This window comes from Cohnella suwonensis (assembly GCF_042655365.1).
Taxonomy (GTDB): Bacteria; Bacillota; Bacilli; order Paenibacillales; family Paenibacillaceae; genus Cohnella; species Cohnella suwonensis.
In genome coordinates, this window is record NZ_JBHSMH010000064.1 from 1 (window position 1) to 24,474 (window position 24,474).

The 24,474-nt window shown below is 60.4% G+C and carries 23 protein-coding genes, 1 tRNA gene and 1 riboswitch; of the genes, 10 read left to right on the forward strand and 14 right to left on the reverse strand.

The window, feature by feature from the left end; all coding sequences use genetic code 11:
* Positions 1–246 precede the first annotated feature (246 nt).
* Positions 247–849 (reverse strand): hypothetical protein, encoded by a 603-nt coding sequence (locus ACFPPD_RS17260; protein ID WP_209751266.1) that lies wholly within the window; start codon positions 847–849, stop codon positions 247–249.
* Between the two features lie 474 nt (positions 850–1,323).
* Entirely contained in the window at positions 1,324–3,060 is a 1,737-nt protein-coding gene (locus tag ACFPPD_RS17265) for an ABC transporter ATP-binding protein (protein ID WP_209751268.1), read from the reverse strand.
* Between the two features lie 98 nt (positions 3,061–3,158).
* Between ACFPPD_RS17265 and ACFPPD_RS17270 the strand changes: the two genes are divergently transcribed.
* Together ACFPPD_RS17270 and ACFPPD_RS17275 are read left to right on the forward strand one after the other, a co-directional pair.
* Complete coding sequence (locus ACFPPD_RS17270) at positions 3,159–3,500, forward strand: hypothetical protein (protein ID WP_209751270.1); 342 nt, start codon at positions 3,159–3,161, stop codon at positions 3,498–3,500.
* Entirely contained in the window at positions 3,497–3,682 is a 186-nt protein-coding gene (locus tag ACFPPD_RS17275) for a hypothetical protein (protein ID WP_209751272.1), read from the forward strand. Before ACFPPD_RS17270 ends, ACFPPD_RS17275 begins: the two co-directional genes overlap by 4 nt.
* On the opposite strand, the gene ACFPPD_RS17280 is transcribed toward ACFPPD_RS17275, so the two are convergent.
* The 6 genes from ACFPPD_RS17280 to ACFPPD_RS17305 all read right to left on the reverse strand — a co-directional run bounded on the left by ACFPPD_RS17280 (position 3,679) and on the right by ACFPPD_RS17305 (position 11,272).
* Positions 3,679–4,059 carry a 4a-hydroxytetrahydrobiopterin dehydratase gene (locus tag ACFPPD_RS17280; RefSeq protein ID WP_209751274.1) on the reverse strand — a complete coding sequence of 127 codons (381 nt, stop codon included), beginning with the start codon at positions 4,057–4,059 and terminating at the stop codon, positions 3,679–3,681. The two genes, ACFPPD_RS17275 and ACFPPD_RS17280, sit on opposite strands and share 4 nt — an antisense overlap.
* Positions 4,028–4,774 carry an ECF transporter S component gene (locus ACFPPD_RS17285; protein WP_209751276.1) on the reverse strand — a complete coding sequence of 249 codons (747 nt, stop codon included), beginning with the start codon at positions 4,772–4,774 and terminating at the stop codon, positions 4,028–4,030. The genes ACFPPD_RS17280 and ACFPPD_RS17285 overlap by 32 nt, the downstream gene beginning before the upstream one ends.
* A complete protein-coding gene (locus ACFPPD_RS17290) occupies positions 4,771–6,456 on the reverse strand; it encodes an ABC transporter ATP-binding protein (RefSeq protein WP_209751278.1) in 1,686 nt (561 codons plus the stop codon). Before ACFPPD_RS17290 ends, ACFPPD_RS17285 begins: the two co-directional genes overlap by 4 nt.
* On the reverse strand, positions 6,429–7,322 hold the full coding sequence (locus ACFPPD_RS17295; protein WP_209751280.1) for an energy-coupling factor transporter transmembrane component T: 894 nt from the start codon (positions 7,320–7,322) through the stop codon (positions 6,429–6,431). The genes ACFPPD_RS17290 and ACFPPD_RS17295 overlap by 28 nt, the downstream gene beginning before the upstream one ends.
* The gene (locus ACFPPD_RS17300; protein ID WP_209751282.1) at positions 7,319–8,017 is read right to left on the reverse strand and encodes a DUF4430 domain-containing protein; all 699 of its coding nucleotides are present in this window, start codon (positions 8,015–8,017) and stop codon (positions 7,319–7,321) included. The genes ACFPPD_RS17295 and ACFPPD_RS17300 overlap by 4 nt, the downstream gene beginning before the upstream one ends.
* A 510-nt stretch (positions 8,018–8,527) precedes the next feature.
* On the reverse strand, positions 8,528–11,272 hold the full coding sequence (locus ACFPPD_RS17305) for an S-layer homology domain-containing protein (RefSeq protein ID WP_209751284.1): 2,745 nt from the start codon (positions 11,270–11,272) through the stop codon (positions 8,528–8,530).
* Positions 11,273–11,560: 288 nt separating this feature from the next.
* Positions 11,561–11,751, reverse strand: a riboswitch (cobalamin riboswitch).
* A 428-nt stretch (positions 11,752–12,179) separates the two neighbouring features.
* Between ACFPPD_RS17305 and motA the strand changes: the two genes are divergently transcribed.
* Positions 12,180–12,986: a flagellar motor stator protein MotA gene (gene motA / locus ACFPPD_RS17310; protein ID WP_209751286.1), complete on the forward strand. Its 807-nt coding sequence runs from the start codon at positions 12,180–12,182 to the stop codon at positions 12,984–12,986.
* Entirely contained in the window at positions 12,967–13,800 is an 834-nt protein-coding gene (locus tag ACFPPD_RS17315) for a flagellar motor protein MotB (protein WP_209751288.1), read from the forward strand. Before motA ends, ACFPPD_RS17315 begins: the two co-directional genes overlap by 20 nt.
* A 430-nt stretch (positions 13,801–14,230) precedes the next feature.
* Here ACFPPD_RS17315 and ACFPPD_RS17320 read toward each other — a convergent pair whose 3' ends face one another.
* Positions 14,231–14,953 (reverse strand): NAD(P)H-binding protein, encoded by a 723-nt coding sequence (locus tag ACFPPD_RS17320; RefSeq protein WP_209751290.1) that lies wholly within the window; start codon positions 14,951–14,953, stop codon positions 14,231–14,233.
* Between the two features lie 3 nt (positions 14,954–14,956).
* Positions 14,957–15,751 (reverse strand): glucosaminidase domain-containing protein, encoded by a 795-nt coding sequence (locus ACFPPD_RS17325; protein ID WP_209751292.1) that lies wholly within the window; start codon positions 15,749–15,751, stop codon positions 14,957–14,959.
* A 356-nt stretch (positions 15,752–16,107) separates the two neighbouring features.
* On the opposite strand from ACFPPD_RS17325, the gene tadA reads away from it, so the two are divergent.
* The gene (tadA, locus tag ACFPPD_RS17330; RefSeq protein WP_209751294.1) at positions 16,108–16,569 is read left to right on the forward strand and encodes a tRNA adenosine(34) deaminase TadA; all 462 of its coding nucleotides are present in this window, start codon (positions 16,108–16,110) and stop codon (positions 16,567–16,569) included.
* On the opposite strand, the gene ACFPPD_RS17335 is transcribed toward tadA, so the two are convergent.
* Positions 16,534–16,779: a Spo0E family sporulation regulatory protein-aspartic acid phosphatase gene (locus ACFPPD_RS17335; RefSeq protein ID WP_209751296.1), complete on the reverse strand. Its 246-nt coding sequence runs from the start codon at positions 16,777–16,779 to the stop codon at positions 16,534–16,536. The genes tadA and ACFPPD_RS17335 overlap by 36 nt on opposite strands.
* Before the next feature lie 239 nt (positions 16,780–17,018).
* Here ACFPPD_RS17335 and ACFPPD_RS17340 point away from each other — a divergent pair, with 239 nt between their 5' ends.
* The 4 genes from ACFPPD_RS17340 (at position 17,019) to ACFPPD_RS17355 (ending at position 22,413) form a co-directional block, all read left to right on the forward strand.
* Positions 17,019–17,705 carry a response regulator transcription factor gene (locus ACFPPD_RS17340; RefSeq protein ID WP_209751298.1) on the forward strand — a complete coding sequence of 229 codons (687 nt, stop codon included), beginning with the start codon at positions 17,019–17,021 and terminating at the stop codon, positions 17,703–17,705.
* Complete coding sequence (locus tag ACFPPD_RS17345) at positions 17,693–19,048, forward strand: sensor histidine kinase (RefSeq protein WP_209751300.1); 1,356 nt, start codon at positions 17,693–17,695, stop codon at positions 19,046–19,048. Before ACFPPD_RS17340 ends, ACFPPD_RS17345 begins: the two co-directional genes overlap by 13 nt.
* Before the next feature lie 120 nt (positions 19,049–19,168).
* Positions 19,169–19,861, forward strand: coding sequence for an ABC transporter ATP-binding protein (locus ACFPPD_RS17350; RefSeq protein ID WP_209751302.1), 693 nt, complete (start codon positions 19,169–19,171; stop codon positions 19,859–19,861).
* The gene (locus tag ACFPPD_RS17355; RefSeq protein ID WP_209751304.1) at positions 19,858–22,413 is read left to right on the forward strand and encodes an FtsX-like permease family protein; all 2,556 of its coding nucleotides are present in this window, start codon (positions 19,858–19,860) and stop codon (positions 22,411–22,413) included. The genes ACFPPD_RS17350 and ACFPPD_RS17355 overlap by 4 nt, the downstream gene beginning before the upstream one ends.
* Before the next feature lie 70 nt (positions 22,414–22,483).
* Here ACFPPD_RS17355 and ACFPPD_RS17360 read toward each other — a convergent pair whose 3' ends face one another.
* A complete protein-coding gene (locus ACFPPD_RS17360; protein ID WP_209751306.1) occupies positions 22,484–23,494 on the reverse strand; it encodes a LacI family DNA-binding transcriptional regulator in 1,011 nt (336 codons plus the stop codon).
* A 123-nt stretch (positions 23,495–23,617) separates the two neighbouring features.
* Between ACFPPD_RS17360 and ACFPPD_RS17365 the strand changes: the two genes are divergently transcribed.
* Positions 23,618–23,693, forward strand: a tRNA-Arg gene (locus ACFPPD_RS17365).
* Between the two features lie 92 nt (positions 23,694–23,785).
* On the opposite strand, the gene ACFPPD_RS17370 is transcribed toward ACFPPD_RS17365, so the two are convergent.
* Complete coding sequence (locus ACFPPD_RS17370) at positions 23,786–24,037, reverse strand: YolD-like family protein (protein WP_209751308.1); 252 nt, start codon at positions 24,035–24,037, stop codon at positions 23,786–23,788.
* The gene (locus tag ACFPPD_RS17375; RefSeq protein ID WP_209751310.1) at positions 24,034–24,240 is read right to left on the reverse strand and encodes a hypothetical protein; all 207 of its coding nucleotides are present in this window, start codon (positions 24,238–24,240) and stop codon (positions 24,034–24,036) included. The genes ACFPPD_RS17370 and ACFPPD_RS17375 overlap by 4 nt, the downstream gene beginning before the upstream one ends.
* Between the last annotated feature and the right edge of the window lie 234 nt (positions 24,241–24,474).

The window sequence follows — 24,474 nt, forward strand, 5'->3', positions numbered from 1 at the left end:
ACAGAAAGACGACTCTTATCCAAGAAATGGGATAAAGAGCCGTCTTTTTCGTCGTTCGCGCTAATTGCATCCCAAAAAACGTGAGTTCTTCAGTGGCCTCTTCACCAATGGTGGTATCTCGCGGCTCGCCCAACGAATAGCCAAACTGCCTTCAGCGGGGTCCCTCTCCCGCCAACGGCCGTTTCTTCGCCAGTAAATTTCATTTTCCGGGCACCGATAATCACCGGTCCCCGCCTCATACTAACATTACTCCGTTCCCGACTCCCCATCGCCCATGATATCGCCGAGCACGTCTCCCAACGCCTTATCGGCTCCGCCGGGGTAGACCCCGTACGACAGGTTCACGACGATCTTGGAATCTTGTCCCGAGGCGTCGATCTCGATCATGATCGCTTCCTCGCCTTTGATGAATTGCATCGTGACGAAGTCCAAGACGTCCATCCCGCCGTACTCGTATTCGCCTTCGAGCGCGTCGCGATACGTCTTCGCCAAAGCCTTGGCATCCCCCTTCCATTGATAACGGACCGCGATGCCGCTTCCGTATTCGTTGGCGTCTTCGCATACCGAGACGATGACGGCTTCGTCCGGGAAAGGAACGGCCGCGGGAATTTTGTCGAGCAGCTGTTCGCCGCACTCGGATTGTTCTCCCCCGGCGGGCGCCGATGCCTCCGCCGTCTCTCTCGCTTCGGCGACCGACGCTTGCGGCGATGCTGTAGCCTCTTCGGACGGCGGAGACGAGACGTTCTTCTCGTTGCCGCCCCCTCCGCCGGAGCAGGCGGACAAGCCGATCGATACGATCAGCGCGATCATGGACATCGACAACGCGTTCTTTTTGTTCTTAGGGTTCATGAGGAAATCACTCCTTTCAGACTTCCCCCCCTATATTAGCAACCCTATGGCGCGGAAGTTGTCGATTCTAGCGGGCTCTGCTAACCCAATCCATCTTACGCGGACAACGAATTGTAAATAGGTCATTTAATTGATGACGTTTCATGTTTTCTATTTTGCCTGGTTTTCGATGAAATGGGCTGGAATAAATGTCCATTTTACAACTAATTCGCCAAAAGTTGGCTCGCTACTAAAATTAGTTGTACTAGGCAGGATGGCGGGTGTCTAGTGGCGCTTGGCGCTTGGTTGTTGGGGATTGGGTGGTAGGTGATGGGTGATGGGTGATGGGTGATGGGTGATGGGTGATGGGTGATGGGTGATGGGTGATGGGTGATGGGTGATGGGTGATGGGTGATGGGTGGTGGGTGATGGGTGGTGGGTGGCGAAAAAAACCGCCCCCAGGGATTTCCCCCGAGAACGGCCTTAACCGATCGCTTAGACCGTCGCGAGCCCCGAGCCTCCGCCGAACTGCGCGGCGCTCAGGCGCGAATACGTGCCGCCCGCCGCGATCAATTCCTCGTGGCGGCCTTGCTCGGCGATGCCTTCCTCCGTCACGACGACGATACGGTCCGCATGGCGGATCGTCGCGAGCCGGTGCGCGATGATGAGCGTAGTCCGGTTGTGCGCCAGCTTCTCCAGCGCTTGCTGGATCATCGTTTCCGTCTCGGTGTCCAAGGCGGATGTCGCCTCGTCCAAGATGAGAATCGGTGGATTCTTCAGGAAGATCCGCGCGATCGACAGCCGTTGCCTCTGGCCGCCGGACAGCTTCAGTCCCCGCTCCCCGATGAACGTGTCGAGCCCGTCCGGCAGCGCTTGGATCATCGCTTCCAGATGCGCCGCCCGCGCCGCGTCCCAGATCTCTTCCTCGGACGCTTCGAGCCGCCCGTAGGCGATATTCTCGCGAATCGTCCCGTTGAACAGGAACACGTCCTGCTGCACGATGCCGATCTGGTTGCGTAGCGACTGCTGCTTCATCGACCGGATGTCGATGCCGTCGATCGTCACTGACCCGTCGTCGATTTCGTAGAAACGCGGAATCAAGCTGCATAGCGTCGACTTGCCCGCGCCCGAAGGGCCGACGAGTGCCAGTGTCTCACCCGCCCGGACGTTCAGGTTAATGTCCTTGAGCACGTGCGAATGGTTCTCGTAGCCGAACGTCACGTTGTTGAAGTCGATGTTTCCTTTAAGCCGCGGCGCATCGATCGCGTCGTCCGCGTCCTTCACGTCCGGCTCCGTGTCCATCAGCTCGCAGTATCTCCGGAAACCGGCCATGCCCCGAGGATAGAGCTCCAACAGCGCGTTGATTTTCTCGATCGGCTTCAAGAAGATGTTAATGTACAGCAGGAACCCGACGAGCTCCCCGTACGACAGCTTCCCCTGATAGGCGAACCAGGCGCCGCACACGAGAACGACGAGCGTGATGACCCGCGTCAGCATGTAGATGCTCGAGCCGCTCAGCGAGATCGTGAAGTACGAACGGAGCTTCGCGCGGCGGAACCCTTGGTTGTTCTGCGTAAAACGATCCAGCTCGAACCCTTCGTTGCCGAACGATTTCACGACGCGGATGCCGGAGATGCTGTCTTCGACGCGCGCGTTCACGTCCGCGATCTGCTCGAACATTTTCGTCGCGGCGTTGTTCAGCTTCTGGTTGAAGTACACGATAATCCACGCCAGGAACGGCACGACGACGAACGTGATCAGCGCGAGCTCCCAGTTCACCATCATCATGATTCCGAACACCCCGACGAGCGTCATGAGCGCGATGAACAGATCCTCCGGGCCGTGGTGCGCCATCTCGCCCAGATCGAACAGGTCGTTCGTCATCCGGCTCATGATCTGGCCCGTCTTCGTATTGTCGAAGAACCGGAAGCTGAGCTTCTGCACGTGTTGGAACAGCTGCCTGCGCATGTCCGTCTCGATGTTGATGCCGAGCTTGTGGCCCCAATAGCTGACGACGAACTGCATGAGCATGCTGACGACATAGAGCGCCATAAGGCCGACGCACACCCAAGTGATCAGTTCCCAGTCTTTCGTCGGAAGCAAATCGTCGATCATCCACTGCACCCCGACCGGGAAACCCAGTTCGAGCAACGCGACCAAGACGGCGCAGGTGAAATCGAGCGTGAACAGCCCTTTGTAAGGGCGGTAGAAAGTCATAAAACGGCGAATCATCGTGCGGCACCCCTCATTTCTCTTCTCTCTTATCGATCGTACGCGAAGGGTGGATGGTTGTCTAGGTGAAGTCCCATTCGAAGGAGGCATTCAATCGGATGAAAGAGGAAGCTTTACCGGAAAAAGAAGAGCGAGGCGGAGGCAGGCACCACGGACGTCATCGAGGACATGGGCATCGCGGAGATCATCGGGGCGAGCACGGCCAGGAGGGCGGAGGCGAAGGGCGCATCTCCGCCCAGACGTTCCGCAGGGGACGCGCGGTCGCTTTTCTCCAGCAGTTGACCGTGAAGCAGGACGCTTTGCGCAAGCAATTGAACGATCCCGATCTCGCCGCGGTGAGGGAAGTCGTCAGCGGGGAGTTGAAGGCGGTGGACGAGATTTTGCATCAGTTCGTCCTTGCGTTCGACCTGTACGACATGAGGCCCCGGGATGAGACGTGACGCAAACGATGGACGATCAGTTCCGCGCAAGCGGTCTCGAACGACCCTCGATCGGTCCCGAACGCGTCGCGCTGACGCTGCACGAAAAGGCCCGCCACGGCGGACCAGCTTTCGAAACGGCGGACGACGTCGCCGGCATCTTCGATTTCCTCGACAAGCATCTCGGGCGGGCGGACGCTTAGCGTTCGCCTTCGTTTTTGCTCTCCCCTGCGTCTCCGCTTGCTTCTGCATCCGCGCCTGAGTTTGCGACTGCGCTCGCGCTCGCACCTGCGCCTACGCCGTCATATGCGATAGCCGAGTCGATATCGAGCGCGGTCAAGCCGCCGGAGTTCCACGTCGTCAGCTTTAACGTCACCTTCCGGTAGTCGAGCGCGACGAAGGGGTGGTGATTCATTTCCTCGGCAATAGCCGCCACCCTGTTCACGTAGCGAACCGCGTCCATGAACGTCGGAAACAGCCTTCTGCGCACGATCCACTTGCCGTCCTCGACGCGCCACTCCGGCAACGCCGCCATTCTCTCCCGAAGTTCAGCTTCCGTTAACAACGGGTGTTTGCCCATGCGCCCGCTCCTCCTCTATTCGCTCCAATAAGCCGTATTTTCGACGATACCTTTCGAGAACCGCGATCCATGAAGGGCCGAACGCGAGGATGAAAAACAAATTCGCCGAAGCGTGAATGACCTCGAACGGGAAACCGGTCACGTATTTCCCGAACACCGCCGCCCACGAATGGGTTTGCGCCCACTGGTCGAGCGCGAGCGTCAAATTCAGAATCCAGCCGTACAGGAACCCCCACGCCACGCCGAACAACGCGAGCGGCAGCCTGCGGCGGCGGGCCGGACTGCGATGAGCGAACAAGCCCGCCGTATAGCCTGCCATGCCCCAGGCGAACATCTGCCAAGGCGTCCACGGCCCTTGGCCGAGAAACATATTGGATACGAGGGCGGTCGTCGCCCCGACCATCCAGCCCGCCTCCGCTCCGAACACGACGCCGGAGACGATGACGACGAACGTCACGGGCGTGAAGCCGGGCAGCAGCGTGGCGAACGGAATCCGGCTCACCGTCGCGACCGAAGCCATGACGGCGATGAGCATGAGCTCGCGCGCCTTGCGCTCCTTCCGCTCGAAGCGGAGCAGGAACGGAATCATCGAGAGCAGCACGAGCACGATGCCGATCAACAGCGAGTTGCCGCGCTGGATCGAGAGGTAGGAGAGTACGATATAGACGGCCGCGATCGGCACGATCAACCAACGAACGGACGTTGCGGATTTCATCGGGCGGTCGCCTCCTCTAACGCGAGTAGACGGTGAAGCGGCGTCGCGTAGAACAGGTTCCCTCGGAAAAAGGCTTCCGGCTCGCCGTCCGCGACGATCTCCCCGTGGAAGAGCAACGAGCACCGGTTGGCGTACGCCGCCGCGAATTCGACGTCGTGGGTCGCCATCGCGAGCGTCGTTCCTTCCTTATGGATATGCCGCAGATGCTCTCCTAATATCCGCTTCGCGAGCGGGTCCAATCCCTTCGTCGGTTCGTCCAGCAACAGCAGCTTCGGCTTGCCGAGCAGCGTGATCGCCAGCGCGCCGAGCTGCTGCTCGCCGCCGCTCATGTCGTGCGGATGGCGGGAGAGGAGACGCTCGATGCCGAGCCGGTCGGCCATCGCCCGGGCGTCCGCTTCCGCGCGGACGGTATCGGCTCCGGTTCGCGCGGCCGCGTGGACCAAGTCTTCGAGCAGGATATCGTGCGCGTAGTGCAGCACAGGGTTCTGCGCCAAGTAGCCGATCTCGGCGAAGCGCTCCTTCGCTTTAAGCCGGGCGAGCGGCTTGCCCGCGCAAGCGATGCTGCCGCGCTGCGGCTCCCGCAGGCCTGCCAGTAGCTGCAGCAGCGTCGACTTGCCGCTGCCGTTGCCGCCGAACAGCGCCGCCCAATCGCCGGGGCGAACGTCCCATGCCAAGCCGCGGAGCACGGCGGGCGATCGCTTGTCGTACGCGAAGAACAGCTCTTTCGCGGCGAGTAAGGCGGGTTTTGTTGGGGCGGTCAGCGCGGTTCGCTCTGGTGGCGCGGGAGTTTGCGCGGGCGAGCCGTGCGTGGGCACGCTCTCGGCCGTCGCCGCGGACTGCGGCCAGCGCGGGAAGCGCGGCAACCGACCGCGGGCTTCCTTCACCGTCAAAGGCGGTTCGTCCGCCGCCGACGGCTCCGCCTCGAGCGCCCATCGCGTAATCGAAGGAAGCGCGCTCGTCCAAGCGTCGTCCGCCCGGCGCCAAGCTTCGCGGACGAACGCTCTCGCCTCCCCGTCGAAGACGATCCGGCCGCCGTCCATGCGCACGACCCGGTCCGCGAGCGGAAGCAAGTCGTCGATCCGGTGCTCGCTCATGACGACGGTAATGCCCCACTCGTCGTTCAGCCGCTTGATCATGCCGAGCAGCTCGCGGGCCGCGAGCGGATCGAGCTGCGCGAGCGGTTCGTCGAGCAGCAGCACCCGCGGCCGGAGCAGCAGCGCCGCGGCGACGTTCACCGTCTGCTTCTGGCCGCCCGACAGTTCGTCGGTCTTACGCCCGAGCAAGGGCTCGAGACCGAAGAAACCGGCCATCTCGGCCATGCGGCGCCTCATCTCGTCCCGCTCCAAGCCGAAGTTCTCCATCCCGAACGCCAGCTCGTGCTCGACCGTATCGACGACGAGCTGATTGTCCGGATTTTGCATGACGAGGCCGACCGCCGCCGCGAGCTCGCGAGCCGGCCATTCCCCGAGCGGGATGCCGCCCAGCTCAATGCGTCCGCCGATGCGGCCGCCAGGCGACACTTCCCTTTTGAGCAGCCGCAGCATCGTCGACTTGCCGCTTCCCGAAGGACCGCAGAGCACGACGAACTGGCCGGCCGGAACGGAGAGCGTCGCGTCGGACAAGGCGGGCTCCGTTCCGGCCGGATAATAGAACGTTAAGTTCCGTAATTCGAGATGAGCCATGCCCTGCGATCCCTCCATTCCCAGCCTAGCGGCATTAATAGGAAACCGATATAGGCGGCTAAAGCGACGCCGTCGCCGACGGAGAGCGCGAACGCGCCCAGTCGCGGGTAGATGACCATGAAGCCGTGGCCGCCCGCCCACGCCGCGAAGAGCGGAACGGAGCAGGCGGAGAAGCCCGCCAGCGTCGCCCAATCCCTCGCCCGCAGCCGATAAGCCAAATACGAGCTGCGCTTGCCCGTGCCGTAACCGCGCGCCTGCATCGAGTCCGCCGTCTGAAGCGAATCCTCGAGCGTCCACGATAGCAACGTGCCGACAAGACGGGCTCCGTTCTTCGCCCGTCCGGTTAGCGAGCCTTCGGCGACGGTGATGCCGCGGGTTCTCTGGATGAGCATGAGCTCCCGCAAGCGACGATGAAGCCGCGGCACGAGCCCCATCGCCATCATGGCCACGAGCGCCGCCTTCGGAGACACCCGGGAGAACAGAAACAGGAATTTCTGTTCCGACATGACGAGCCTGTAGGTCACGAAGAACGTGAGTATGTTCAGCATCGAGAGCGCGAGCGTCGCCCCGTAAACGACCGATTCCAGCGTAATCGGAATGTCTCCCCAATATGTCAGCACCGTTCGCCCCCGATGGGACAGGAGCGGGTTGATCGCGGCGACGAGCAAGACGCCGACCGACATCGGGATCGCCCACTTCCGCCACTCCCGACCGCCGTCGAGATGCAAGTTAACAATGATCGCGCACGCCCACGCCGCAAGAAGAATATACGGGTGAAACAACAACATGCCGAAGGTTATCCCTCCGGCATAATAAACGAATATAACGATCGGGTGAAGCGATCGGAAACCGAAGCCCTCGGTCATGGCGTACTCTCCTTGCCTTCTTGGGCTTCCGCGTCCTCCGACACGTAATACCATTCCAAACGGTCGCCCGCCTCCAGCTTATAGGCGCCCGCGCCGATGTCGGCGACGATGCCGTTGACGCGGTATTTCCAACCGCTCGTCGGCCCGTCGTCGAATTCGAACAAGCCGTCTATGCCTTCCACGTACGTCATCGCTCCGCTTCCGCGGATGCCGAACGCCAGCCGATGCGCTTTGGCCGCGCGTTTCAGCACGCTTGCGGGGGTTTCCCCTTTGCTCAGAATGACGCTCTCGGCCTTCAAAATCGTTCCCCACTCCGCGTTTCCTTCGATCGAGATCGTGATGGCTTCGGTCGCGGGAGCCGCGTCGGACGGCCGCTCGTCTTGGCCCGGCTTCGGACTTGGGGAAGGGTTGGACGGGTTGGCGGATGCGGATGGCGACGGCGCGGGCGAGACTTCACCCGATGGGGAAGCCTCCGCCGACGATCCGCCCATCGTTGCCGTTGCCGTTGCCGAAGAAGAAGGCGCGGGAGCGGACGGTTCCGCCGACGGCGTCGGCGCTTCGGTTTGAATGGCGGACGACGCCGATGCCGTTCCGCCGTTACCGTCCGCCGAGCATCCGGCGATGACGACCAACACGACGAGCGTCAAGATGAGCCCTGCCGCAGCAGACCGCAACCTGGATATGATGTTCCCCACGCGCCTCTCCTCCTTTCTTCTTCCTATATCTACTGCTGGAGCTCCTTCGAAGTCCTTCCCTATCGAAGTGGTCCGCTCTACATGATCAACGAACTGGATATATCCAGCTATTTCAGCCCGAAGAGGTTCAACCAAGTTCCTTAATGGAAAAGTACATTGATTTGAAACCATTTCGCCAAAACCCGTCCCTAAAGCCGGATTTTAATGGACTTTTCCATCAAGCGTAACCCAATACCCAAGCAATGCACGATATTGATGGACATTTCCATTAACTCCTCGTTGTTTCGCCACTCAATAGAGCCGATCTTCGATTTTCCGAAAGCGCCCGCCGTCCGATTGGCGCAACTTGCGCCTCTTACCGGCCGACTTGTTGCAGGGTTCGCTCAGGAAGACCTTCAGGGGACGTCACGAATCCTTCGGATCTGATACAGCTTCATCCGGCCGATTGCAGGCGACTCTTGAAGAAGCTCGGAGGGGGTTACGACATGCGTCGCCACCCCCTCCTTCCGCTTACTTCCCGCTCGCGTGCCATACCCGCACGATCACCGCGGCCGCTTGCTCGCGGGTCAACGTCGCCTTCGGCGCGAACTTGCCTTCGTACGGCGTCAGCCAGCCTTGCTGGATAACCGCTTGCACCGCCGATACCGCGCTCGGAGTAATCTGCTTGGCATCCGCCAGCTCCGCGTTAGCCGTCGCCTTCAGCTTAAGCGCGCGCGTCAGCAGAATCGCCGCTTGCTCGCGAGTCAACGTCGCGTCCGGCGCGAACGCGTTCGCGGACACGCCGCTAACGAGACCCGCCGCCACCGCCGCGTACACGTCTTTCGCGTACCAGACGCCTGCCGGCACGTCCTTGAACGTGGTTGCCGGCTTGCCGTTCAAGCCAAGCGCTCTCGCCAGCGCCGACACGAATTCCGCGCGGGTGACCGCTTGCTTCGGCTTGAACGTCTCCGTTCCGTCGCCGATGCCGCGAAGCAGCTTCGCCGCGCGGGAAGCCGTTACGGCGTCCGCCGCCCATGCCGCGATCGCGCTTTGGTCCTTATACGCTCCAGCGATCGGCAACGCCGTCACCGAACGGGCGACCGACGGCGCCGCATCTTTCGCGTAGCCGGTCACTTCGATCTTATAGTAGCCTTCCGCTTGACCCGGGAAGGAAGCTTTGCCGTTCGCGTCCGTCACCGCGGACGCCTTGCCGACGGTCACTTTCGCACCTGCGATCGGCTTCGCCGCTTCGAACTTGCCGTTCTCCCAATCCCACGCGCGATTCGTGACCGTAACGGAGAAAGCCTGGCCCGGCTTCGGCTTCGCCGGAGACGGAACGATCGGATCCGCCAGCAACGTGGCGTCTCCTTTGTAGTAGATGACCACTTCGTCGCCTTCCTCTAGCAGGAACGCGTCCGCGCCGACCCCCGGAATAACCCAATCGCCGCCGCGCGCGACCGCGAAGTTCCATCCGTCGTATCCGCCGTATTTGCCACCGGCGATACCCGCGATGGAATTAATATATTTGCCAAAGGAGGATTGCTGAACTTCGTATTTCACGCCTTTGGCTTTAAGCAATTGCTCGATCGCCTCGAAAGCCGTTCCGCCTTGCGCGATGCCGGAAGCCGTCGCGCTCGCGTCGCCTTCGACGCGTACGCTGACGTTCTTCACGTGGGTCGCGACCTTAACAGGAGCCGACCACGCGACGACCGTCGGGACCGCGTCGGCGCGGTAGCCGTCGATCGCGAGCGCGAACGTTCCCGCTTGCGGCGCCGTCAGCGCCGCTTTGCCGTCCTTGTCCGTCTTCGCGGCCGCCGCGTTGCCGAGCTTCACGTTCACGCCTTCCGCCGGGCTGACGACCAATTTGTTCTTATCCCAGTCGAACGCTTCCTTCTCGACCGTTACCGTAACCGGTTGGCCCGCGCGCGGCGTCGCCGGGTCGAGCTTCACCGAATGGATCAGCGACGTTTCTCCGCTTCCGTAGTAGACGACGAGCTCGTCGCCCGCTTTGGGCGCGAACGTACCCATTCCTTCGGTGATCGTCACCCATGCGCCGCCGCGTTTGACGCCGTAATTCCAGCCGTCGTAGCCGCCGAACTTGGCGCTATCCACGCCGCCGATCGACGTCAGCATCGGTCCGAACGAGTAGCGTTCGACCTTGTAAGCGAGCTTCGACGCGTTCAGCACGTTCACGAGCGCTTCGAGAACCGTTTTGCCCGTCGCCGTGCCCGTTGCTACCGTTCCGGAGACGCCGTTGACGGTAACCGGGAATTTCGCCGTCGCGTTCACGCCCGCATACAGACCCGGCAAGCCGTCCAACCAGCGTTCCGCGGCCGTCAAGCCAAGCAATGCGTAATAAGAAGCCATGCCGTCGGCTTTGCCGCCGGCCGTATGGGAGAACTGGCCGTCCGCCAAGCGGAACTCGAGCAAACGGGTCAATGCCGATTTGCCGTCTTTCGAGAATCTCGCGTCGTTAACCGGATCGATGCCGAGCGCCGTCAGGGCGATCACGACCTGAGCCGTGCTCTCGCTCGATTCCGCTGCTCCGCCGAAGCCGCCGTTCGCAAGTTGCACGCCGGACAGCCATTTCAAAGCTTCATCTATAGCGGTCTTTACTTCGGGGCGATCCTGGTATCCCGCCAAGGCGGTCAGAACGATTCCCGTGATGTCGGTATCGCTCTTGCCGGCCGTCAGCGACCAGCCGCCGTCCGCCGTACGACGGTCGACGAGCCACTTGACCAAGTCGTCCCTCGTCCACTTGTCGTTCGCGCCCGGCACGTAACCCGCCGCGTCCAGCGCAAGCAGCGCGTACGCCGGCGCGTTCGGACCTTGAGCGGTGATTTTATCGAAATTCGCGATTTTGCCGAGTAGGTCCGTCTTGCCCGAACCGACCTTGCGAGCGTCGCCGCCGACCGCGTTCACGGCAAGCGCCACGCGAGCGAAGTCCGTCACGAGCCGCAGATTTCCTTCGTCCGCGCTCTTCGCGGCGGCCGTCAAATATCCCGAGCCGACCGGCGAACCCGAACGCGCCAATCCGAACGCCACCCAATCGCTCGGAGGCTGCGTCTTGCCGAGCAGCGCTTGAAGCGAGTCTACCGCCTGTCCGACTTGCTGCCGGATCGACGCTTTCGCGCCGCCCGCCGAATCGTCGCTTGCCGCTCCCGCGACGCCGGTCCAAGCTCCCGCGACGAATTGCAGCGCCACGATCATCGCAAGCGCGCCGCGCAGCCAACCTCTTATACCTCTAGTTTCCTTCATGTCTTTTTCCGCGTTCACCTGACCGCACGCTCCTCTCCGTAATTAGCGTCTCCGGCGCCTCTAGGACGACGTAGACGTTCTTGCTTGCAGAGTGTAGGCAACAAAAAAACATCTCCCTCCCGGAAGATGTTCGCGTGATGGCCCGAGCCCCTCGCCGATGCGAGGGATGACGTGCGTCCGGATACCGATCCGTCCGCGCTCGCCGAGTCGCTCCGCCGCGGAAGCTCCTTGCCCGCGCACAACGGGCGCAAAGCCGGAATCCGCGGCCGATGCCGCCACACCTCCCCTATTCCTCGTAGGTTTTCGGGTGTTTGTCGAGAACGGGCAGGTTTCCTGGCTCCTGGATCGATGCCTCCCGGACCTTCCCGCCTCCGTCTCCCGACGGCCGCAGTGGCATGTTCCGATTGGCTCCCCATGGTCAGTGGCGGGACCGCGCCGGTTTCGCACCGGACTTCCCTATTAAGCTCTCGCGAGCACCCTGTTCTCCGCCGTATTCACTTGGACGATCGGACGACATCATCCCTCTTATCCGATCGCTGCGCAAAACGTCCGCCAGCGTCCACCGTACGCCGGGGACGTTTTTGCTTGGACAACCGGATCGCATCGGCATACGATCGCCGATTGTGCCTCTCCGGTAGCTTCGCAAAGCTTCCGCCAGCGTCCACCGTACGCCGGGGACGTTTTTGCTTGTGTAGCCATATTAACACGCGTGCCGTGGGCTGTCCATCGGTCAATGTAGGCAATTCCCGCGCCCGGCGCGGCCTTTCGGCTTCTTCCTTGCGCTTCCCCGCATCACGAATTTACGAAAAACGCCGTTCGCCTCTAAAGCTTTGGCCCCTTTCTGTCGATAAACCTAGTATCGTGTCGGTTGCTGAGAAACTCTCCTGTCGCGTACATAACATTCTTCCATATGCCGGGGTGTACGATGAAAAATTCAACGATTATCGGATTAACTTTAGGTTTTGTCGCGCTTATTTTCGGAATGTTCCTGAAAGGCGCGCCAATCGTAAGCCTGATTAACAATCCGGCGGCTTACGTCATCATTCTCGTCGGTACGGCGGCTTCCGTTTTCGTCGCCTTCCCGTCCTCGGATCTCGCTAAAGTTCCGAAGCTGTTCAAGTTGATCTTCAATGAGCCTAAGCTCATCGCCCGTACGCAGCTGATCGGCATGTTCATGGAATGGGCCACGATCACCCGCCGCGAAGGCTTGCTCGCCCTCGAAGCCCGCGTCGACGAAATCCAAGATCCTTTCCTGAAATCCGGCATGCGCATGATCATCGACGGCAACGACCAAGACTTCGTGCGAGACGTTCTGCTCGAGGACATCTCCGCGACCGAAGACCGTCATCGCGTCGGCGCCCAGATCTTCTCCCAAGCGGGCATGTACGCGCCGACTCTCGGGGTGCTCGGGGCCGTTATCGGTCTGATCGCCGCGCTCGGCAACTTGGCGGAGATGGAGAAGCTCGCCCACGCCGTCGCCGCCGCGTTCATCGCGACGTTGCTCGGTATTTTCACCGGTTACGTGCTCTGGCATCCGATCTCCAACAAGCTGAAGCGCTTGTCCAAGCGCGAGATCGACCTCAAGCTCATGATGGTCGAAGGTTTGCTTTCGATTCAATCCGGCGTATCGACGATCGCCATCCAACAGAAATTGCTCGTATTCCTGACCCCGACGGAAAGGCTTTCCCTGGCGGAAAAGGAGGATACGCAGAGTGAGCAAAAAACGGCATGAGCATCATGAGGAGCACGCGGACGAATCGTGGCTCCTTCCCTATTCCGACTTAATGACGCTGCTGCTGGCTTTGTTTATCGTTCTGTACGCTGCCAGCGCCGTTAACACCTCCAAGCTGGAAGAGATGAGCAAAGCGTTCAAGACGGCGTTCAACTCCGGCATCAGTATTTTTGAACAGGGTGCCATCACCGAAGACGATCAGATGAGGAAGCGTACCGACGAAACCGATGAGCGCAAGGACGACGGCAATAAGAACAAGTCTCGCGAAGCGCTCATGCAGCAAGAACAGCAGAACCTCGAACAACTGCAGAAGGAGCTCGACAAGTACATCGGCAAGAACGGTCTCTCGTCGCAGCTCGATACGCAGTTGAACCACTCGCAGCTGCTCATCACGATTCGGGACAACGCGTTGTTCCCGTCCGGAAGCGCGTCGATCAAGCCGGACTCGCAGAAGCTGGCCAAAGCGATCGCCCAGATGCTCCAGCAATATCCGGGCTACGAGATTCTGATTACCGGCCACACCGACAATCAGCCGATCAAGACGGCCGAATTCCCGTCCAACTGGGAGCTCAGCTCGCAACGCGCCCTGAACTTCATGAAGATTCTGCTCGAGAACGGCAAATTCGATCCTAAGCATTTCAGCTCGACCGCTAAAGGCGAATACCGGCCGTTGCAGCCCAACGATACCGACGCCGGACGCGCTGTCAACCGCCGCGTGGAAGTGTCCATCCTCCGGAATTACATCGAGCCGGCGGACGCGAACAGCAACGATCGGACATTGTCGGCGATCGCGAACGACAACAAGCAACCCTAATTATCGCCAACCGTATACAAAAAGGAACGACCGGAGAAGTTCGACTTCTTCGGTCGTTCCTTTTTCGTTGCCGCGTGTGCCGCTTTGCGGAACATTCTTCCGTTATTCTGCGTTTGATGGCGCTTGTGATCGGGAATAACGTACCTATTTTCCGTTATTTCCTCGGGAATGGCCTGTTTTTGGGCTCTTTGCGCGATTATAGCGGAAAAAGTATCCGCTATTCTCCCGTTCGAGGCCTCGAACGCATGGAATATCGGAAAAAGTTGCCACTAATGAGAGGGCTGAGTAGCGGTCTGGCGGGCTTGCGGGCTTACGGGCTTGCGGGCTTACGGGCTTGCGGTTTAGCGGGCTTGCGGGCTTCCGTAGTTCCGTTCGCCGACTCCCGACACCCGAGAGATCCCCCGCCCTGCCTTCGCCCCCAAAAAACTCGCTATAGCCGCCCGTTCTCCGCCATCCACCTGCCGTCGCGCACGAGCACCGTACCTTTGCCGTCCGGGCTAACCGAGCCGGCGCGAGTCGCGTCGCCGCTTCCGGCCCCCGCGCCGTTAGCCGCGCGGATCATCGCCGCCGCGACCGTGCGGCCATGGATGGCCCGGTAACGTTTAAGCGGACCGAGCAGCAGCGGACCGACCGCTTTCATGACGGCGCTCCACAGCTTTTCCCCGCGCCTAATCTGCTCCCTATCGCCCAGCAACAGGGACGGGCGGAAGATCTGCAGACTCGGTAGCGCCAGGCCGCCGAGATCGCGCTCGAGCTCGCCTTTGACCCGGCTGTAGAAGATCGAGGAGTTCGCCGAAGCTCCGGCCGCGGAGACGAGTAAGAACCGGCTCGCGCCGGATGCCGCGGCCCGCCGCCCGAGCGCCATCGGGTATTCGTAGTCGACCCGGCGGAACGCTTCTTGCGAACCCGCTTGTTTGATCGTCGTGCCGAGCGCGCAGAACCAATCGTCCGCCCGCAGCGTGGGCGCGACTTCCGCCAATGTCTCCAAGCTGACCGCGACGACTTCCAATTTCGGATGATCCGCGGGAATCGCCTTGCGCGACAGGGCGATGACCCGGCCGTAATTCGGATCGTCGAGCAACTGCCGGACGAGCTGCTTGCCGATCAGTCCGGTCGCGCCCGCCACGAGGGCCGTTTTCGAAGAGGAAACCATGGCTCAGCCTTCTTTCCGCGATGAATCGTTCCTCTCCATTGTACCAGCTGCCGCCCGGTTTTCCCATCCGCGAAGCGCGGTCGCAAGCTCCGCCCAAGTCACTTTCCGGTCGGGATGGGGCGCCGGCGCCGGCAACAAGCCTTCCGCCTGCAGCCACTTCATGTCGGCCGTGCCGAACGGCGACCAGTCGACGCCCGAGACCCGGTCTCTCGCCGTCTCCCGCCTCCCTTGCCCCTCTTGCCCGGATGCCGCTCGCTCCATGACGACCTCCCCTTTCCCTCTCCATGCCAGCATGCTCCGCCACATCGCCGCGATATCGTGCCCGTACCGGTACGATTGGACGGAACGCGACCACTTGCCTCCGAGGTCTTCCCAGCAGAGAACGGCGCCGCGCCAACCTTCCCGCTCCAGCACTTCCGCATCTTTCGTAGAGAGGTCGGAGCCTTCGGGGAGAGGCCAAGAAGTCGCCATCGCGTACAATAGCCTCATTCTCGTCTCGATCGAAGACTCCTCCGTCCACCGGTCCGCCCCGAGCGGCGCCCACCATGGCCCCGTCACTCCCGACGTCCAGCCTCTCGTCTCGATCGCCGTCTGGCAGAAAGCGACGTCTCCGCGGATGCCGTAACGCTGCCCGATACGCAAATAAGCTTCCGCCACTTTCGGCGCTTGCGGATTGCGACGCCTGACGTAGGCGCTCATCCGCTCGGCGTCGCAGCAAGCTTGTCCGATGATCGACAGCTTGCCCGACGGCTCCAGCTCGGGATGCCCGCGGAACTTCTCCCCGACTTTCTCCGCCATCAGATCCACTCCAACCGCGCTTCGCCGCAAGTTTGTCCTGCCCTTCTCTAAAGCTTATTCAAGATTTCACTCGGTTTGACCTTATTTGCCAACCTGATACAATAAAAAAAACGACCATCGAAGCAACCGAGGATGTTCGACCGCGTTCAGCAGTCGTTTTTCCACGTACAAAGTGTTTTTTGAATGCCACTTCATCTTTGTGCCTTCTATGAAAATTCTGTAACGCTAAAAATGAGTTGTACCCACATAACAACAAAAAATGTGCATAACTCTGTGGATAACCCGTTGGTTATCCACAAATTCATGCACAGCATGTTAACAACGAATACATGTTCGCGGAGTAAGGAGAACTTCTCATGATGTTAACGGAAGACGAACGCTGGATGAAAGAAGCGATCCTTCAAGCACGCATCGCCGAATCGTTGGGCGAAGTGCCGATCGGAGCCGTCGTCGTTCGGGACGGCGCCGTCGTCGGGGCGGGTTACAACCTTCGCGAGCGGGACCGGGATCCGACGGCGCACGCCGAGATGATCGCGATCCGCCAAGCGAGCGAGAATCTGCAAGCGTGGAGATTGCTCGGTTGTACTTTATATGTCACGTTAGAGCCTTGCCCGATGTGCGCGGGCGCCATTCTGCAATCCCGAGTGGAGCGTGTCGTATACGGTGCGCCCGATCCGAAAGCCGGTTGCGTCGGCACGTTGATGGACTTGCTCCAAGATTCGCGCTTCAACCACGCGAGCCCCTGGACATCCGGCGTGCTTCACGAGGAGTGTTCGGCCTTGTTAACCGACTTCTTCCGTAAGCTGAGGAGCCGTTAAACCCGCCAGTCCGCTTATTTCGGCCAATCTGCGGTATTCCGCTTCTTCCTTCCGAAGGCGTTGAAGCTGAATGATAAGATGATCGGCTTCTTCGCTGACCGCTACGATCTCGGGATCGGTCAGGCTGCCAATGTCGTTCGCCATCTCGCACAGACGACGCTGCAGCAATTGGAGGCGTCTTACTAAATGAGTAGTCTCCAAGCGATCCAATCTGACCTCTCCTTAACCTGTATGCGTATTTTTCGTTCGATTTCGCCAAGGTTGTGCATATATGGCTAGGAAAAATGAACTAATCAAATTATAGGACAGATTTATCCAAAATTTTGTAGAATCGTGTCGAGAAAAACGTTTATATTTCAAAAAATTTTCCGACAAAATTTGACATTGTTACCTACTTCTTTAGTCTTAATTATCGGGTCGTCTATTGCGATCGAGGAGGAAACGTCGCCATGAGCACTCGCGTCATCCTGGTGGAAGACGACGACGCCCTTCACCGGGGCATCCAATTCACCTTGCAGCAAGAGGGCTTCCAAGTGCTCGGAGCGAGAAGCTTTGCCGAGGCCAGAAGCCTGCTCGGAAGCGGCGTAGCCGACTTGCTTCTGCTCGACGTGCAGCTGCCGGACGGCAACGGCTTCGACTTCTGCGCGGAAGTCCGGCGCACGCTCGACGTACCGATTATTTTCCTGACGGCCAGCGACCAAGAATTCGACATTGTCCGCGGTCTCGACCTCGGAGGAGACGATTACGTCACGAAACCTTTCCGTCTCCGGGAGTTCGTCTCGCGCGTGCACGCGGTACTCCGTCGCCGCTCGCCGGCGAAGTCCGACGAGAAGGACGTTCTCGTATCGGGACCTTTCGCGCTCGCCGTCGGAGAGATGCGTCTCGACAAGCTCGGCCAGGACATTCCGCTCAGCCTGACGGAATTTAGGTTGCTCCGCTTGTTCATGTCCCATCCGCGTTCCGTGCTCTCGCGCGATCAAATCATCCGGCACGTGTGGCCGGACGGCGCGGAAGTACTCGACGAGAATACGGTGGCGGTCAACGTCCGCAGGCTGAGGGAGAAAATCGAGGACGACCCCCAACGTCCGGAGACGATCGTTACGGTCAGAGGAGCCGGTTACCGATGGAACGGTTAGAGAACCGATTGCCGCTCGACGCGGCCAGAATATGGAGAAACCCTTCCACGAGGAGGCTGGCCGCCGCGCTGTGCCTCCTCTTCGCATTGTGTCTTGCCTTCGCTTTCTGGTACAGCCGCTATTCCGCCGAACGGGTGAAATCGGAACTGCTCGACAAGCAAGCGGCGGCGATCGGCCGGATGACCGCGGGGCATCCCGATCAGACAAGCGAGTGGCTCAACCTCTATCTGAACGGCGAGCAACCGACGGCGGAAGATATCTCGGCCGGCCGGAAGATCATGTCGCAATACGGCGTGACGCCCGAATTCGCGGTCGAATGGATTCCCGCCGCGAGCTCTCATCGCTCCAGGACGTTCTGGACGCTCTCCGCCGCTATCGCGACGCTGTTCGCGCTGTCCGCCTTGTTGCTGTTCCTCCATCACCGGCGACAGCTGTCGGACATCCGCGACCTCGCCTTGGACATCGAAGAAACCGTCAAGCACGATCGGCCGGTTCCACACCGGCATTACGATGAAGGAGAGCTCGGACTGCTGGCGAGCGGCGCCCAGGAACTGTCTCTTCGTCTGCGCCAGACGATCGAACAACTGCATCGGGACCAGTCGTTCCTGAAAGATACGGTTGCCGACATCTCGCATCAACTGAAAACGCCGCTCGCCTCGCTCGCGATCTACGTCGATCTATTGCAAGAAGGCAACGTCGATAAGAACCACGCGGACGAATTTCTGGCGATCTGCCGCCGCGAGCTCGACCGGATGGAATGGCTGACGCTCACGCTGTTGAAGCTCGCGCGACTGGAAGCGAACGCGCTCGAGCTGAACGTCGTCGAAGCGTCGCTGCTCGATACGGTCGAGCAAGCCGTCGAGGCCGTCGGGCAGACGGCGAACCATAAAGGCGTCAGCATCGTCTTCGACGCGAACGGACGGTCCGAAGCCGGCCACGATCTCGTCGTCCCGCACGACCGGCGCTGGCTTTCGGAAGCGATCGTCAACATCCTGAAGAACGCCGTCGAGCACAGCCCGCCGGGCGCGTCGGTCTCGATCGGCCTGGAGAGCACCGCCGTATTCGCCCGCCTCCTCGTTCGGGATCAAGGACCGGGCATCGACCCGGAGCATCTTCCCCACGTGTTCAAGAAATTTTACCGCGCTCCCGGCCGGGGCGGGGAAGGCAGCGGCGTCGGTCTCGGCTTGCCGCTCGCCAAGTCGATCGTCGAGAAGCACGGCGGCTTCCTGTCCGCAGCCCCCGGCGAATCCGTGGGAACGACGTTCACCCTCGCGCTGCCGCAGCGCCTTCTCCCGGTCGCTCCCGCCGAAATCTCCCAAACCCTGAAGCTTACGAAACTGTAAGCTTGCTCCCGTCAGTCCTGTAAGGTTGGCGCGTTATACTGGGTTCGTAGTCAGGGGAGAAGCCGCGGGACGACCGTCCCGCCTCCCCGAGAATCCCATACCGGAGGATGAATCCAGACCATGAACGTCATACATGTAGATGGTTTAAGCAAGAGCTACGGCGCCGGTTCGACCCAAGTGAACGCGCTGCACGGCGTGTCCTTCTCCATTAAGCAAGGCGAATTCGTCGCCGTCGTCGGAGCGAGCGGCTCCGGCAAGAGCACGCTGCTCCACCTGCTCGGCGGCCTCGACAAGCCGAGCGGCGGTTACGTGCATATCGACGGCGAAGACTTGTACGCCTTGAAGGAGAAGGACCGCGCCGTGTTCCGCCGCAGGAAGATCGGCTTCATTTTCCAATCGTACAACCTCATCCCCGTGCTGAACGTCGAAGAGAACATCCAGCTCCCGCTGCTCCTCGATCACCGCCAGCCGGACAAAGCGTACGTCGACGATCTGATTCGCACGCTCGGCCTTCACGAACGCAAGAAGCACTTGCCCTCGGAACTGTCGGGCGGCCAGCAGCAACGCGTCGCCATCGGACGGGCGCTCGCCTACCGTCCCGCGATCGTGCTCGCCGACGAGCCGACGGGGAATCTCGATTCCGCGAACGGACGCGAGGTGATCGAGTTGCTGAAGCTGGCGGTTCGGCAATACCATCAGACGGTCATCGTCATCACGCACGACATGAACGTCGCCGCCGAAGCCGATCGCGTCATTCGCTTGCAGGACGGCATGGTTCTCAGCGATACCCAAAGCAGGGGGAACGCGCTATGAGAAGCTATGGCGCCATGGCGGGGAAGTATTTGAAGCAGCAGAAGAGGAAAACGATTCTGACCATCGTAGGCATCATGCTCTCCGTCGCGCTCATCAGCGCGCTCGGGACGATGGGGCAGGCGCTCAAAGACAATTACATTCTGGAAGTGGAAGCGAGCAACGGCACGTACGAGCTCGGTTACGCGAAGCCGACGCCCGCCCTGGTCGACACCCTCGACAAGCACGTGCTCGTCGAGAAGATCGGCGTGCTTCGCCCGGGAACGTCCACGAAGCTCGACAACGCCTATGCCGTCAAGCTGGACTCCGCGAACGCCGACGCGTTCGGGCTATTGCCGGCCCAGCTTCGGGAAGGCCGTTACCCGGAGACGCCGGACGAACTCGTCGCGGAGCAATGGATTCTGGAGCTATTGCCGGGAGCGCCCAAGCTTGGCGGAACGACCGAGCTGACCGCGCCGGACGGCAAGCCGCACGCCTATCGCGTCGTCGGCACGTTGAAGAATCAGAAGAGGACGCAAACGGACGGCATCGCCCAAGCGTTCACGCTCATGAGAGATGGCGATCCCGTCGGCGAGCAATCGACGGTCGTCTTTACCTTAAAGAAAGGCGCCAAGGTCGACGCCCATCTCGAAGAGTTCCGGAAGCTGAACGAGAACATGCTCGTGAACCTGAAATTACTCTCGCTGCGCGGCGAGAGCGGCACCAGCATCGACCAAGCGCTGTCCATTATTATCGGTACGCTGGTCGGCCTCGTCGTGCTCTCTACCGTCGCCGTCATCTACAACGCCTTCCATATCGCCGTGCTGGAAAGAATCCGGCAGTTCGGCTTGCTGCGAACGCTGGGCGCTTCGCCGCGTCAGGTCCGAAATCTCGTGTTCCGCGAGGCGACGGTCCTGTCGCTCATCGGCGTCCCTCTCGGCTTGTTGATCGGCTGGTTCGGCCTATGGTTCACCCTATGGCTCATGACGCAAGGCGGCCTTCGGATCTTTATGATGGAAGATTTCCATTTGACGTTCCATTGGTGGATTATGGGCGGTAGCTTGCTGGTCGGCTTCCTCGCCGTCTACGTCGCTGCCTGGCTGCCGGCGCGTAAAGCGTCGAGCGTCTCTCCCGTAGACGCGGTGAGGGGCGCGGGAAGCATCGTCCGCGAATCGTACCGCCGCTTGCGCGTTCCTTCCCTGCTGACGCTGATCGGCATCGAAGGAAGGATGGCCTCGACCAATATTCGCCGCAACCGGACGAAGTTCCGCATTACGACGTTCTCGATCGTCGTCAGCATTACGCTCTTTATCGTGTTCCACTATTTCACGCAGCAGCTCGTCGGCATGACGACGACGTCCAACGAAGACGACCGGATCGCGTTCCAGCTCATCCAAACGTACAATTCGGATGATGAGAACGCGGACTCGAAGGAACAGGCGGATCTCGTCTCCGCCGACCAGCTGGCGGAGCTCCGCAAATTGCCCGGCGTGTCGGCCGTCTACGGCCGATATACCGAACGGTTCTCGCAGGCGATCGTGCCGGAATCTCTGATCAACGCCGACTTCGCCAAGAAGACCGACAGGACGATTCCGTCCGTCGATTGGCAAGGCCGCAAGGATCTGCTCCTTAACGCCCGTATCGTACTCTACGATGAAGCCCGGCTGAAGGACTCGGCAAGTTATTTGAAAGCGGGCACCGTCGACCCTCGTAAGCTGTCGGGCGAAGACGGCGTCCTGATCGTCCAAACCGTCAAGCCGGTCACCTCCGGGGGGAAAACCGAGATCATGCCGCTTTCCCGCTACGAAGTCGGGGATAAGCTCGCGCTGGATCTGTATGCCGACGGCAACGCGCCGACTCCCGACCGCGTTCATGAAGTGACGGTGGCGGGCATCCTCGAACAATCGCCTTTTAACGCACCGTATCAGCGGGAACCGGAGCTCATCGTCATCGCGACGAAAGAGACGATCGCCAAGCTCTCGGCGGCCGCTTCCGACAATCCCGACGAAGCGGCGGAACAGTCTACGCGGCTGAACGGCGTGGACGTCGCCTTGAAGGACGGGGCCGACCCCGCTCCGGTTAAGCTCGCGCTCGGCGAGATCGCCCGCTCCCAGCCGGGCATCCGGTTCGTGGACATCGCGGAGTCGCAGAAGGAAGAACGGCAATTCAATCTGCAAATGCAAATCTTCGTCTACGGCTTCCTCATCATCATCGGGGGCATCGGCAGCTTGAATATCATCAACACCGTGCAGACCAACCTGCTGCTGCGCCGCAAAGAGATCGGGCTGCTTCAGGCGGTCGGCATGACGATGGGCCAGATTCGGAAAATGGCTGCGGCGGAAGGCGTCTGGTTCGGCGTCATCGGCGGCTTCTGGGGCAGCGGGCTCGGCCTCGGCATCAGCTACTTCCTGTACGCCAAGCTGAACGACATGCAAGGCTTCCCGTTCGAATTCCCTTGGACGGCCGCTCTGGCCGCCAGCGGCGTCGCCTTACTCGTCGGATTGCTGTCTGTGCAAGGGCCGCTCAGAAGAATGGAGAAAGCGAATTTGCTGGAGGAGCTTCGCAACGAGGCTTAGTCTGCGGACAGAATAAAAGGGTAATCCCCGGCACGCCGCCTATCGCGGTCTTGCCTCGGATTACCCTTCTTCATTGCTCCTTGGCCGGCGCGCAAGACTCGCGGACGACGAGCGTCGTCGGCACGATCTCCGCCGGAGGCGGCATCGTTCCGTCGTTGATCAGCCCGTCCACGAGCTCGATCGCCCGCCTTCCGATCGTCGCCATGTCCTGCCGCACCGTCGTCAGCGGCGGGCTGACGTGCGCGGCGATCTCGATGTCGTCGAAGCCGACGACCGAGATATCCTCCGGTACGGACAAGCCCGCTTCGCGAATAGCCTCGATCGCCCCGATCGCCTCCAAGTCGGAGCCGCAGACGACCGCGGTCGGTCGATCGGGATTCGCGAGCAGCTCCTTCATGAGGCGGTAACCTTCTTCCTTCGTGAAGTCCCCGTCGACGACGTAATCGTCGCGATAAGGAATGCCCGCCTTCTTCAAGCCGGCGCGATAGCCGTCCAGCCGCAGCCTGCCCGTATAGGAGTGCCGCATGCCGGATAGGAAAGCGATTTTCCGGTGATTCAAGCCGGCGACGTAAGCGACCGCTTTCCCGATCGCCTCCTCGTTATCCGAGCTGATGAATCCCGCGCGCCCTTGCTGCATGTCCAGATCGATGAACAGCGTCGGGATGCCCGATTCCATCAACTCTCCGAAATCCATGTCGTCGTGCTGGAAGCCGAAGACGACGACGCCTTCGACGTTGCGGCTCTGGCAATGCCGCACGAAGCTGTATTCCTTGTTCCGCGACAGCTGCGCCAAGTAGATCAGGTCGTAGCCTTTATCTTTCAGCGCCTGTTCCATGCCGCCCAATATTTTCGTGAAGAACGGATGCGCCAGTCCCGTCGTCAGGAAGATGCCGATCGTCATTGAGCGTCGCCCGACGAGCGCCCGCGCGGCCTGGTTCGGACGGAACTGCATTTCTTTGACGAGCGCCAGCACCTTCTCTTTCGTATTCGCGTTCACCGTCGTATACCCGTTCAACACTTTCGACACGGTCGCAACCGACACGCCCGCCGCCTTGGCCACGTCCCGAATATTGGTCGCCATGCACTCGCCCCGCCATCTCCGCAAATTCCTTCAATTTATTCTGATGTTACCACATTGTTAACCGGAGTAGAAGGAGGGGAGTATTGAAACGCTCCGTCATTATGTTATAATGATAACCATTGTGGCTCCGTAGCTCAGTGGATAGAGCGACGGTTTCCTAAACCGCAGGTCGGACGTTCGAGTCGTCTCGGGGCCGCCACTTCTTGAAAATGATGAAGAACCGCGATTTCTCGCGGTTCTTTTTGTTTGCTTTTCCGGCTTGCGGGACGGAGCGACCGCCGCCGCGTCCCCCTACACCGTATACTCCGCCGATGCCTCGGTAATATCCGCGAGATTAAACCGCTCGCCGTCTACCGTGAACGTCCGGTCGTACGGGTCGACCCGCTCCACGACGCCGATGACCGCGCAATCCTCGAGCGGATCGTATAGGCGGAACTTCGCGGATGTCTGCATGCCGAGCGATTCCAATAAGACGCGAAGGATGTCCTGCCATTCCGCGGAGCCGATCGCCGGTCTTGCGTTCGTCGGTTCGACCGCCGTCATATCGCGTATACCGCCTGAACCGTCAAGATCCGTTCGACGGACAGCGTGCGGAATCCGCGCTTATCCAGATCGTATACCCGCGCCTTGCCGTTGCGGACGGCGAACAGATTCACTCTGCGTTGCGAAAATTTGCCTTGCGTGTCTACGTAAATCAAATCCACCTTGCGTCCGATGCACTTTTCGATCGTCGATGCGCCGCTCATGGGATATCCTCCTCGAAATGGAACGTATGTTCTTATTATAACGAGATCATATGTTCTTATTCAAGGGCATAGCCCTAAATCCTCGAGACTATTTTTCTTTCGCCCTTCTCCGACAAAGAACCCCCTCGCATCGATCGAGGCCACTGAAAAAGTCCATTTCCGCTAAAAGGTACAGACTCTCATTAATTTGAGGGGGCTGTGCCTTTTTCTTGTATAATTAAAGTATTATGTTGG